This window comes from Vibrio sp. Y58_MX_L22, assembly GCF_024181865.1.
GTDB classification, from domain to species: domain Bacteria; phylum Pseudomonadota; class Gammaproteobacteria; order Enterobacterales; family Vibrionaceae; genus Vibrio; species Vibrio alginolyticus.
Genome location: NZ_JAMZAN010000001.1, coordinates 1,072,792 through 1,085,312, shown reverse-complemented (window position 1 = coordinate 1,085,312; position 12,521 = coordinate 1,072,792). Strand labels below are relative to the sequence as shown.

Below are 12,521 nucleotides of genomic sequence, written 5' to 3'. Positions count from 1 at the left end.
CTTTTCTTTACCTTTTGTTAACAATCGATATAAATTACACACAGCGTTTAGAAAAATTATAGGCTCAAGGATGAAAAGTAATCTGATAAGTGGTTTGTGTTTATTTAGCCAAGTCGCGGAGTACAACAGCTTTACTGGTGCTGCAAGACATTTACACCTCACCACTGGTGCCATAAGCCAACAAATTATTCATTTGGAGGCGTTATTAGGTTTTACTTTATTTGAACGCCACTCTCGCGGTATTCGTTTAACCGTAAAAGGCACTCAGTTACACCAAGCGACGCAGTTTCACTTTTCGGAACTGAGCAAATTGCTTGATGAGCTCAAAGTAGAAAAGCAAACCAATGAAATTCGTTTGAAGTTGACGCCTTCTTTTGCTTTCAAATGGTTAGTCCCAAAGCTCGAAAGCTTCCATCATGATAATCCGGATATCCAAGTACAAATCTTTGCGGAAGGTGCGCTGGTAAATAGTGAGATAAAAGACTATGACGTCGCAATTGACTATGGTCTTCATCCTTATAGAAATGCTAACGCGGAGCTGATTTTGGATGAGCATCTGCTACCGGTGATGAGTCCAAAATACCTTGAGGATCATGGCTGGCTAAAAACGTTGTTTGGTGAGCAAAAAAACTCAATGCCAGTGAAGCAATGGCAAGAGGCGACGCTACTACACGATGCGATGCCATGGGAAAAAGCGACGCGTGACTATGAGTGGCTATATTGGGCGTCAGCGATGGGGTTGGATTTTAAAACCGATATCGGACACTTTTTTAATCGAACGGATATGGCGATGTCTGCAGCCGAAGCAGGCGTTGGGATTGCGATGGCACGAATGGCACTGATTGAGGATGAATTGACGACAGAGCGTTTGGTTTCTCCATTCAAACCGATTCCTGCCAATGCAGGGTATTACTTGATCATGAACACACGTACGAATGCGACAGAAACGTTTCGTCACTGGTTACTTGGACAGTTGAATTAGCGTTTTATCTCTGTGATTCATCCCTACGTTATTTGTTGAAAAATTGTGCAATATAAGTTTTAAGCAAGGTAAGTGCTTTGCTTGCCGCTATTTGAGTGATGAAAGACAGGGAAGAACATGAAAGACGAAACGCTATCCATCCATTTTGGTTACGAAACTGACCCTACCACTAAATCTGTCGCGACGCCGATTTATCAAACAGTCGCGTACGAGTTTGACAACGCGCAGCACGGCGCTGATCTGTTTAACTTGGAAGTGCCGGGGAATATCTACACTCGCATCATGAATCCGACTAACGATGTTCTGGAAAAACGCATGGCGGCGTTAGAAGGCGGCATTGCTGGATTGGTCGTGAGTGCGGGGAGCGCAGCGATTAACTATGCAATTCTGACCTTAGCGCAAGCGGGCGATAACATCGTTTCTACGCCGCAACTTTATGGCGGTACTTATACCTTGTTTGCGCACATGCTCCCAAATCAAGGTATTCAGGTGAAGTTTGCTAAAGATGACAAGCCAGAAAGTTTGGCCGAATTAATTGATGAAAATACCAAAGCGGTGTACTGCGAGAGCATTGGTAACCCTGCGGGCAATATCATCGATTTAGAACGTGTGGCGGAGCTTGCTCATGCACAAGGCGTACCTGTGATTGTGGATAACACCGTTGCGACGCCAGTGCTTTGCAAACCCATCGAATTTGGTGCGGATATCGTAGTTCACTCTCTCACTAAATACGTTGGTGGGCATGGCACCACATTAGGTGGCGTGATTGTGGATTCAGGTAAATTCCCTTGGGCGCAGCACAAAGACCGCTTTCCTGTTTTCAACCAACCAGAACCTTCTTACCACGGCGTGGTGTATACCGAAGCGTTTGGTGAGGCGGCATTTATCGGGCGTGCGCGTACCGTACCACTGCGTAATACCGGAGCCGCATTATCACCGATGAATGCATTTATGCTTATGCAAGGGCTAGAAACGTTACCGCTGCGTATGGAGCGCCATACCGAGAACACACTCAAAGTGGCTGAATTCTTGGAACAGAATGACAACGTCAGTTGGGTAAGTTATGCCGGATTACCAAGTTCTGAACACTTCCATCTCGCCGAAAAATACATGAAAGGTAAGCCTTCTGCGATTTTGTCGTTTGGTTTAAAAGATGGTTATGACGCTGGTGTGCGTTTTTATGATGCTTTGAAAATCTTTAAGCGTTTGGTGAACATTGGCGATGCAAAATCATTGGCTTGCCATCCTGCATCGACGACTCATCGTCAATTGAGCGAAGCAGAACAAAAACAAGCTGGTGTGTCTCCAGAGATGATTCGTTTATCGGTGGGTATTGAACATATTGACGATATTCTAGCCGATTTAGAACAGGCACTAAACTCGTAAAACGATTCTGTTTTTAGCTTTGGGTTACCCATAGGCCAGCCTTTAAAAAAGCTGGCCTATTTTTATTTTATTGTTTAAATATCAAGGGTTTTGGTGTTTTTGGTTTGTGGCATTCCAAAAGCTCATAGAGGGTGAGATTTATTCTCTTGTCACGTTTGGGTTTGTTCCTGATGATGTGTGCAAGTATTACACATTGGAAGGGACTCAAATGTCTTACGTATTTCACCGTCATTGCCATGCCACGCTACCAATCATCGATAGAGGTGAAGGTGTTTATCTATTCGATAAGCATGGAAAGCAGTATCTCGATGCTTGTGGTGGTGCTGCGGTATCAAACCTTGGCCACAGTCATCACGCCGTTAAAAAAGCCATGTTGGAACAGATCGAGCGAGTGCCATTTGCTCATACTGGATTTTTTACTAGTGACAACAGTGAGCGCCTAGCAGAATTGATTTGTCAGTACATGCCTGAACAGTTCAACCATGTGTATTTAGTCAGTGGAGGATCAGAGGCGGTGGAGTCGGCACTAAAAATGGCGCGGCAGTATTTCGTGGAATCAGGTAAGCCAGAGAAAAAGCAATTCATCGCGCGTCAGCAAAGTTATCACGGCAATACCTTGGGGGCTTTGGCTGTCGGAGGTAATGAATGGCGACGTGAACCGTTCAAACCCATCTTACACCCGAGCCATCATATCGCCCCTTGCTATGCTTATCGTTATCAGCAGAGTCATGAGTCGGAATTGGATTACTCATTGCGAGCGGCGAATGAGCTAGAGGCAAAAATTCTTGAATTGGGGGCTGATAATGTCATGGCTTTTGTCGCCGAGCCCATTGTGGGTGCCACCGCTGGAGCTGTGCCTGCAACGCAAGGCTATTTCAAGCGTATTCGCGAAATATGCGAACAATACGATGTGTTATTGATCTTGGATGAAGTCATGTGTGGCGTTGGACGCAGTGGCAGTTTTTTTGCGTTTGAGCAAGAAGAGGCAGAACCCGATCTGGTGTGTATGGCTAAAGGGCTTGGTGCGGGTTATCAACCTATTGGCGCGGTGGTTGCGAATGATCGAGTCTATCAAGCTATTGCTGATGGAAGCGGTTTTTTCCAACATGGTCATACTTTTATGGCGCACCCTGTGGCGTGCGCTGCTGCCGTGGCGACCATTCAAACCATCTTCCAAGATAATTTGTTAACGGCGGTGAATCGGCAAAGTGCTTTGCTGCGTAATGAGCTTACTTCTGCATTGGCCCATTTACCGTACATTGGCGACATTCGTGGTAAAGGTTTGTTTTTTGGCATTGAGCTGGTGGCGGATCAAGAAAGCAAGGCGCCTCTGAGTAAAGCCACATTGGCAGACAAACGCATCAAACAGCGAGCAATGGAAAATGGCTTAATGTGCTATCCAATGGGCGGAACGATTGATGGCGTTAATGGGCACCATATCTTGCTTGCGCCGCCATTCATTATTCAGCCTCACCATATTGATGAGCTAGTTGGCAAACTCTCATTAACGCTAAAAGAGGTAGCGAAGGAATGGAATTAGAAAATCGATGTATACGAGAGCCTATCGCTATTATCGTGGCCCCAAACGGTGCAAGAAAAACTAAGCACGATCACGCCAGCTTACCCATGACAACAGACGAACTGGTTGCAGAGGCTATCGCTTGTCAAACGGCAGGGGCTGCCATGATCCATTTGCATGCTAGAGACGCCAACGGACGTCATTCATTAGACATCGACGACAACATGGCAATTTACCATGCCGTGAAAGAAGCGGTGGGACAAAACATGATGGTACAGCTCACCACAGAGGCGGTGGGCTTGTATTCTCCGCCACAACAGATGGCGTTAGTTAAAGCTGTGAAACCAGAAGCGGCTTCTTTTGCATTGAGGGAGTTAATCCCTGATCGCGCAAGTGAGAAAGAAGGGCATGCCTTTTTCCATTGGGTGGCAGAACACAACATCGTGAGCCAAATTATTCTCTACGATGCAACCGACATTGAACGTTATTTCCAACTGCGTGATGCGGGCGTGTTACCTAAAACGCATCAGCATGCATTAGTGGTGTTAGGGCGTTATCACCAAGCTCAACAGTCTTCGCCATGGGATTTACGAGGTTTGAATTTGGCGCGTTTTGACGAGGAAGAAATTCGATGTGCCATTTGTGCTTTTGGTGCGCGAGAGCAAGACTGTTTAGCGAGTGCGATGTTACTTGGATTCGATGTGAGAGTGGGGTTTGAGAATAACCACGTCGATGTGGCAGGCGAATTAGCAATCAGTAACGCGGCTCAGGTGGAAGCTCTACGTGATGTGGCGCATCGCTTTGCGATTCCTTTACGCAGTGCGCAAAGTTTGCGTTCAGCTTTGAAGTAAATCTGCTCGCGGAAAAGAAAAAAAGAAGAAAGGAAAGTAAAAAGGCTCCATCGGAGCCTTTTCGGTATTTGTCGTTAGTTCTCAGTTTGCGCTACAGGTTGACGAGCGGGATGTTTGATAAACACCGCGACAACAGCCGCTATCGCTAATGCAAAACAGTAGTAAGAATTGGCAACTACTTCAAGTGGCGAGAGGTTGAACACGGAACCTAGCAGTAGTACTTGAGCACCGTAAGGCAACACGCCTTGCACCACGCATGAGAAAATGTCTAACAAGCTTGCTGAGCGGCGAGGAGAGACATTATTCTCTTCCGCCAGTTGGCGAGCAACGCTGCCCGATACAATGATGGCTACGGTGTTGTTTGCCGTACAGCCATTGACCATTGATACCAAACCTGCAATACCTAGCTCGCTTGCACGACTGTTCGCATGCTTAGAGTGACTAGAGCCAAACGCGTGGATAAGGCTACTAACGAAATTTGTTAGAAAAGCAAGACCACCTTGGCGACGCATCAGTTCACTCAAGCCACCAATCAGCATGGATAACAAGAAGATCTCTTGCATGTTACCAAAGCCTTTGTATACGTCTTGGGCTAGATTAGTTAGTCCGTAATTGTCAATCGATGCCAAGCTCACGCCGCCAGCCAAAAGAATGCCAATCGACAGAACCACAAACACATTCACACCAGATACCGCTAGGATCAAAATAGTGATGTACGGCAAGACTTTTAGCCACTCAATATCGCCAGTTGCAGGCACTTGAGTCGCAGTACTGTTGAAAGCGAACACTGCAATCGCGATCAACGCCGCAGGTAAAGCAATACGAATGTTCTCTTTAAACTTGTCTTTCATCTCACAACCTTGAGAGCGTGTCGCCGCGATGGTGGTGTCAGAGATGATAGAAAGGTTATCACCAAACATAGCGCCGCTCAGTACAACGCCTGCGGTTAACGGTAAGCTCATTCCTGCTGATTCAGCAATACCCAACGCTACGGGGGCAACGGCTGCGATGGTACCCATCGAAGTCCCCATTGCTGTTGCGATAAAAGCAGAAATCAGAAAAATGCCCGGTAAAATCATGCTGGTTGGAATAGCGGATAAACCAAGGTTCACTGTTGCATCAACACCGCCAGAGGCTTTTGCTACCGCAGCAAAGGCACCTGCAAGCAGATAGATCATACACATTGCGATGATGTCTGGGTGGCCAACACCACGCATGAAGTGTTCGATTGAGCGGTTAAGTTTCTCTTTACTTAAAAGAAACGCAATGATGATGGCTGGTAACACCGCGATGGGTGCAGGCAGCTGGTAGAAGGCAAATTCCACGCCTTGCAAAGATAAGTAAGTGCCTACGCCAATAAATAGCGCAAGGAATACAATTAATGGGATCAGTGCGACCGCAGACGGTGCAACTGTTTTAGTAGTTTGTTGGGAACCGGACATGTAAACGACAATGTTAATGATAAGAGAGAAGAGCAGACTAATATCACACTTCTACATTGTCAACGTCTAGACGTCTAAATGGCTGTTTAAATTTTACACGTAAAGAAAAAGATAAAAGCTCGTGTTGCGTATCTCACTGATACCACGAGCTTTAGTTATGCGCTAATGAAGAGACTGTTGTTATTGCATTGATTTGGCTTTTTTGCGTTTAACAATACCTAAAACCATCCACGTAAATAAGACAGCAGCAAATGCCCATACCAGATATTTGTATTCGGTGTACAGGTTGCTCAACACGCTTAAATGCTCAAATGCAAAGTGAGTTAACAAGCTGAATACCAATACCCAAACCGTCGCCGCGAGGGCGTTACCGAGCAAAAACTCTCTACGTGGCATTTTCGCGATACCGCATGCAAGAGGCATAAATTGCTTCATTCCTTCAATAAAGCGGCTGACGACCAAGCACGTAGGGCCGTATTTCTGGATAGTCAATTGAAGCGTTTGCATCTTCGGGCCGGAAATGTAGCCTTTTTTATCCAACCAGCCTTCAAAGTAATAGCCGATTAGGTAACCACAGGTATTACCCAAAAAGCAGCTCAGCCACGATACCATAATTACCATACTTAGGTTCATGACTTGTTCTGACGAGAGCAAAGATGCCGCGATCATCAGTGATTGACCAGGCATCGGGATACCTATCCCTTCTAGAAATATACTGACAATCAGCGCAACGTAGCCGTATTGCTCAAGCAAAGGCTTCATTGACACGAGAAGTTCGTTAATATGTTCCAAAAGCTTTCCCCTAATAAAAGCGGAACGAAGTTGGAGTGATACTCCGAATGTCCTATTGGGTCAATTCTTGTTTCTCACCATTGAGAAAAACTGACATGCCTCTGATAATTGCGCAGAATCAACCTGCAGCAGGCTTTATTCGCCGCCACGCTCTTTGGTAGCGGCGAATTAGGGAGATCCTTATGACTCTTTGGCTTTGGTGAATGCACCATACAAATCAAGGCGGCGATGACGTAAGTTGGTGACAGAGCCTTCGGTATTAAGCTGTTTCAACTTAGTCAAATCAACATCAGCGAAGATTATCATTTCGGTGTTGGCGCTTGCTTCTGTCAAGGTCGCATCGTGTGGAAAATAGATATCCGACGGTGAAAATACGGCAGATTGTGCGTACTGGATATCGACATTATCAACACGAGGTAAGTTGCCGACACTGCCCCCAATTGCAACGTAGCATTCGTTTTCGATGGCTCGTGATTGGGAACAGATTCGTACTCGTTGGTAGCCATTTTTTGTGTCTGTCCAGAAAGGAACGAACACAATTTGTGCGCCTTGCTCGGCGAGCATTCTTCCCAACTCTGGGAACTCGCTGTCATAACAAATCAGTATGCCGACTTTGCCTGCATCGGTTTCGAACACTTGAACATTGTCACCACCGTCGATCACCCAGTCTTTTTGCTCATGGGGCGTGATGTGGATCTTATATTGAGCGTTTATTTCACCATCTCGTTGCAGCAAGTAGGCCACATTATACAACTTGCCATCCTCGATGACGGGCATACTGCCTGCAATAATGTTGATGTTGTAGGTGACGGCCATCTGCGAGAAGCGGTTTTTGATCTCTTCTGTAAAGCTAGCCAAAAAGCGAATTGCTTCGACGGAATTTTGGTCGTTTTGCAATCCCATCAGCGGCGCGTTAAAGAATTCAGGGAATAGGGCGAAATCGGCTTTGTAGTTCGCAAGAGAAGAGATGAAGAACTCAGCCTGATCGAGCAAGTCCTCTAAGTCATTCATAGCACGCATTTGCCATTGCACAACACCAATCCGAATCAGCGTTTTTTCTACATCGTGTACGGATTGAATATCCTCTTCGTAGAAGAAGTTATCCCACTCCAGTAGAGTTGCGTAGCCTTTAGAAGCACTATCCTCTGGCAAGTAACCACGCATAATACGCTTTACATCGAAGTCATTTGCAAGCTGAAAAGACAAAATAGGATCGTGAAGCTCACGGCGTTTTATCTTGTCGATGTATTCAGCCACGCTCAATTCGTCAGCATATTTGTGGTAATTCGGGATGCGGCCACCGGCTAAAATTGCTTTGAAGTTCTTACTCCGGCAAAGTTCTTTACGCGCATCATACAGACGGCGACCTAAACGCAGTCCACGGTAGTCCGGGTGAACAAATACATCGAGACCATACATGGCGTCACCGGTCACTTGGTTTTGGATGACGTTGTTCTCGGTGATGATGTCGGTGTATAGGTGAGGAAGTGAAAATCGGTTGTAGTCCACTTTGATTGTTAGCGCTGCGCCGACAATTTTTCCGTTATCCTCAATACAGATTTGTCCATCAGGAAACTGATGAATGAGATCCATGATGGTCAGGCGTGGCCATGAGCCACCAACATCAGGAAAAACAAGGTCCATTAATTCCGCGAGCTCTGGGTAATCGGTCGGCTCAATGGTGCGTAAAGAGAGTCTTGGCGTGTTGCTGTCCATATCCTACTATCCATTTATCCTTTTTAAATAGTATGGATGAGAATGCCATAAATTTGAGCAGACAGATACCGAAGTCTTTGAGTTGTTTTGGTTTACCTAAACGAGCTTAAAGAAATAACATTAACTTAGCTTGCTCTTCAGCCATTCGTGAAACACCGCTACTTTTTTAGCCGAAAGTCGATAATTTGGAATCATCACGTAATAACCATAACCGCTCTGTAAAGAAAGGTTGAGAACATGCTGAATGTCCCCTCTTAAAATCGAATACTGCGCCATAAAATCGGGAAGCAAGGCGAGCCCTTTTCCCATTCTGACAGCTTCGCAAGCTAGGTAAAAATGTTCGACGCCTACAGGTTGATAGGTAACGGGAGATTCTACAGTGTAGACAGCTTTAAATTGCTCCCATAGCTGAGGGCGAGTGATTTGAGGTATAAACGGATAATTACTAACAGCGTGCACACTCTCAATTGCAGGAGCATTTGTGCAACCGACTAATAACAATGTTTCTTCGCACAGTAAGTGGCTGTATTCATAATGTGTGGATAATGGAAGGCAGCGAATATGTAAGTCACTTTCGTTGCTCGAATCTTTGACGTTCCCATCCCCGGTACAGACTCTTACTCGAATGTTAGGATGTTGCTGGTGGAAGTCATCAATATTAGGTATCAACCAAAGGCTGGCAAAAGAAGGGGTTACGTCCACGGTGAGTAATTCTTGCTTTGAATCTGACTGGATTAAGTTGGCAGTTGCATGCTGAATAAGCTCCAAAGCTTCTGTGACTTGCGGCAGATAACGCTTGCCCTCTTCGGTTAACTCAATACCACTCGCCCCTCTTTGTATTAAAGGTAAACCCACCAATTGCTCCAGCGATGCGATTTGTTTGCTTACTGCGCTTTGCGTAATACATAGGGCATCCGCTGCTTTAGAGAAACTGAGGTAATTAGAGACCGCGACAAACGTCCTTAATGCTCGAATAGAAGGGTATTCACTGCCTTTTAACATACTTCTGTTCCATTAAACTCTGCTTAGGCAAAGAGTAGAATATTCACGGCTTGAAGCAAAGTAAGATGCAACGTATGTGTGATTAGCTTCCTTTCTTATAAAAACTAGCTAAGCGTTTTTTGACGGATTAATCTACAAGAGTATTTTAGATGTTTATTTAATTTCTTTGAAAAATCTACAAATTAACAAGAATCTTTTTCACATCATCGATTAACCTCAATTTAGTGTTGTTTATATAAAGTAAACAGACAGATCGTTTTTTCTGTTTTTGTTCGGCGTTCTTTAGAGGATTGTCAGTATTCTATAAAATTAAACATATTTTTCATTAATTTAAAGTTGGCATTGCATTTGCTCTTTACTATTCGAACCTTCAATGGAACTTATATTAGGAGAACGAAATGAAAAGCAATGTTGTTACTTTGATTAGCCTTTTTTCTTTAGCAACGTTTAGTACTTTATCACATGCTGCGGACTCCAACGATCATGGTGTATATGTTGGCGCCAACTACGGTTACTTAAAAGTTGATGGACAAGATGACTTTGATGATGACAGCGATGTTATTCAAGGTTTAGTTGGTTACCGTTTTAATCCTTACTTAGCGTTGGAAGGTGGTTACATTGATTTCGGTAGCTATGGTAATAACCTAGCAAATGCCGAAACGGACGGCTATACAGCGGCTCTAAAAGTTACCGCTCCCATTGCTGATCGTGTCGACCTTTACGCAAAAGGCGGTCAAATGTGGTACTCGACGGATTACAACGTTGCGGGCTTCCAAGGCAACAAAGATGATGAAGGTGTATTCGCTGGTGCCGGTGTTGGTTTTAAAGTTACTGATAACTTCTTAGTTAACGCAGAATATATGTGGTACGACGTAGAACTCAATGCGGAGAATGTCGCGAACGGTGCAAACACGGAAACAGACTTTAACCAAGCATCACTAGGTGTGGAATATAGATTTTAATATTGTTAACAACTCTAAGCCCTAATAAAAAGCGAAGCCTAAATAGCTTCGCTTTTTCTGAACTCAATCTAGTTGAGGATAATAGAGCGGTTTTTAGAATAATTGTTAGTGTCTTTTACTGTCACGCTACTATATTTAGAGCATTTCTAACATGACTGTCTAACCTTCTTACTAGTCTCGAAAAACAAAGTTTTATCACTCTATAAGTAATACTCGATAGGTCGATCGCTGCGCTACCTGACATTACATTCATGTGACCTAAAATACCGCGAACGTGTTCTGTATACTCGTTTTTTAGTTTTGAGATGTACGCCATAGCTTTAGCTAGTAGATCCCAAGCAGTAAGGCCTACAGTTGCTATTTGTTGTATTATATGACCCAGACCTGAAATTCTTAATAAGGTCAAAATTGAAGAGACTATTTTACTTACCCAACCATCAGTCATCCGAGCATTATATCTATTGTTGAAGTCAAGAAATACGTTGCGTTCTAGGTAAGCTTGAGATTTGGGTTGTAGTGCCGACCACTCATTACTTGTAGCGGTATTGACATAACCCGGAACAGATTTTTTTCCTAGTCCATGAGCGCAGAAGTAGATGCCAGAACTTCCATCTAGCCGATACTCAATACCACCGTGAGTAAATGGCCAAAGAGGAGACATAGGAACTGGAGTTGTATCATGAGTGCATTGTTTAATTTCCATATAAGTCAGAGTCTATATAACCAAATAAATTACATTGGCTGTTTACGTAGTAGTCATCGTTTTCTTCATCATCAATTGAAAAAGCAAAGTACTTAAGAGGGTTCTCAGTGTCACAAGCAAGGTTAGCCATGTTATTTTTTACGTAATCCTCTATTTTATAACCATCAAAGCTTCCTTCCCAAATAATAGTACTTTCATCATTGCTGAGTTCTGCGACTAAAACAATAGTTACATAGTGCTCAATAAGAGGAGTGCTTATGACGTCTTTATTTTCATAGACTGGAGAAAACTCAAAGCGACCAGTACTGTCTGTGAATGTTGATAAGTCTATTGATTTCCCTGACATGCTTAAACCAATACTAAGGCTAACCTTCAGGCTACTAAGTGGTTTTCCTTTCTTTGTTAACACACCATTGATTTGCGGTGTGTATTGATTAACGTGTTCGTCATTCAATTTACTTTCTTCAAAATTCATTACAATGCTCACTAATATGACTGTAATAATTCCAGTAACTTAATTTTTCACAACAATATTTTCATTTTGAAATTTAAAAATCTATATATGTTGTGTTTCTGCTCAATATCTAAGGTTAACTTTGTGATTAGAGTTACATTATTTTTTGTAACTACTGTTTGTAGTCATTACATCTATAGAGTTGTAATGAAACAAGCGAGTAGGGACTAACAATGAATACATCAATCAATTCATCGAGGGAGATGAGTATAGACTTTAGACTTAGATCTAGTTATCTCTTAGAAAGGATAGGTAAGCAGAAGACTTTTAAGTTGCAGGGCTTTTAGTACCATGCTTTCTGCCTTTTTGATTAGTACTTATGAACTTCTTGTTTACTGATTAATACTCAACGAGTTTGTAAACCTACATGGGCCAAAGGTATGCGGTAATCCATGTAGTAAGATTTCAGAAAGCATGAATGTTTGAAAAAAGAGACTATTTTAGTTGATACAAAAAAGGCCACCCGAAGGTGGCCTTTTCCAAACGTTTGGTGGAGCTGGCGGGAGTTGAAATGGTTTCTCACTTTTCATAAATTCAGTAACTTATAACGATGTTACCAATTTGGTGTTGCATCAAATGTTACATCAATTTCCTGCTTCAAAAGGAACTGAACCCGCGTCCATGAATTCCTGAATTATTTAAAAATGCTAGT

At 43.6% G+C, this 12,521-nt stretch carries 11 protein-coding genes; 5 read left to right on the top strand and 6 right to left on the bottom strand.

Going from position 1 to position 12,521, the window contains the following annotated elements; genetic code table 11:
* The first annotated feature begins 70 nt into the window (after positions 1 to 70).
* The 4 genes from NL626_RS04780 (at position 71) to NL626_RS04765 (ending at position 4,738) form a co-directional block, all read left to right on the top strand.
* On the top strand, positions 71 to 982 hold the full coding sequence (locus NL626_RS04780; RefSeq protein ID WP_017635708.1) for a LysR substrate-binding domain-containing protein: 912 nt from the start codon (positions 71 to 73) through the stop codon (positions 980 to 982).
* Between the two features lie 117 nt (positions 983 to 1,099).
* Entirely contained in the window at positions 1,100 to 2,368 is a 1,269-nt protein-coding gene (locus tag NL626_RS04775) for an O-acetylhomoserine aminocarboxypropyltransferase/cysteine synthase family protein (RefSeq protein ID WP_253657036.1), read from the top strand.
* A 208-nt stretch (positions 2,369 to 2,576) separates the two neighbouring features.
* A complete protein-coding gene (locus NL626_RS04770; protein WP_253657035.1) occupies positions 2,577 to 3,908 on the top strand; it encodes an aspartate aminotransferase family protein in 1,332 nt (443 codons plus the stop codon).
* A complete protein-coding gene (locus NL626_RS04765) occupies positions 3,899 to 4,738 on the top strand; it encodes a 3-keto-5-aminohexanoate cleavage protein (RefSeq protein ID WP_253657034.1) in 840 nt (279 codons plus the stop codon). Before NL626_RS04770 ends, NL626_RS04765 begins: the two co-directional genes overlap by 10 nt.
* A gap of 74 nt (positions 4,739 to 4,812) precedes the next feature.
* Here the strand turns inward: NL626_RS04765 and NL626_RS04760 are convergent, their stop codons facing one another.
* From NL626_RS04760 to NL626_RS04745, 4 genes are all read right to left on the bottom strand, one after another.
* Positions 4,813 to 6,180 carry a Na+/H+ antiporter NhaC family protein gene (locus NL626_RS04760; protein ID WP_005381672.1) on the bottom strand — a complete coding sequence of 456 codons (1,368 nt, stop codon included), beginning with the start codon at positions 6,178 to 6,180 and terminating at the stop codon, positions 4,813 to 4,815.
* Between the two features lie 180 nt (positions 6,181 to 6,360).
* Positions 6,361 to 6,948, bottom strand: a complete 588-nt coding sequence (locus tag NL626_RS04755; RefSeq protein WP_253657051.1) for a DedA family protein — start codon at positions 6,946 to 6,948, stop codon at positions 6,361 to 6,363.
* 204 nt (positions 6,949 to 7,152) lie between these two features.
* Complete coding sequence (locus NL626_RS04750) at positions 7,153 to 8,688, bottom strand: bifunctional GNAT family N-acetyltransferase/carbon-nitrogen hydrolase family protein (RefSeq protein WP_005381670.1); 1,536 nt, start codon at positions 8,686 to 8,688, stop codon at positions 7,153 to 7,155.
* A 120-nt stretch (positions 8,689 to 8,808) separates the two neighbouring features.
* A complete protein-coding gene (locus NL626_RS04745; protein WP_085569924.1) occupies positions 8,809 to 9,690 on the bottom strand; it encodes a LysR family transcriptional regulator in 882 nt (293 codons plus the stop codon).
* Between the two features lie 398 nt (positions 9,691 to 10,088).
* Between NL626_RS04745 and NL626_RS04740 the strand changes: the two genes are divergently transcribed.
* Complete coding sequence (locus NL626_RS04740) at positions 10,089 to 10,652, top strand: porin family protein (RefSeq protein ID WP_005381668.1); 564 nt, start codon at positions 10,089 to 10,091, stop codon at positions 10,650 to 10,652.
* A 121-nt stretch (positions 10,653 to 10,773) separates the two neighbouring features.
* On the opposite strand, the gene NL626_RS04735 is transcribed toward NL626_RS04740, so the two are convergent.
* Together NL626_RS04735 and NL626_RS04730 are read right to left on the bottom strand one after the other, a co-directional pair.
* Positions 10,774 to 11,355, bottom strand: a complete 582-nt coding sequence (locus tag NL626_RS04735; RefSeq protein WP_253657033.1) for a hypothetical protein — start codon at positions 11,353 to 11,355, stop codon at positions 10,774 to 10,776.
* Positions 11,345 to 11,830, bottom strand: a complete 486-nt coding sequence (locus NL626_RS04730) for a DUF6795 domain-containing protein (protein WP_137281749.1) — start codon at positions 11,828 to 11,830, stop codon at positions 11,345 to 11,347. The genes NL626_RS04735 and NL626_RS04730 overlap by 11 nt, the downstream gene beginning before the upstream one ends.
* Positions 11,831 to 12,521: the final 691 nt, after the last annotated feature.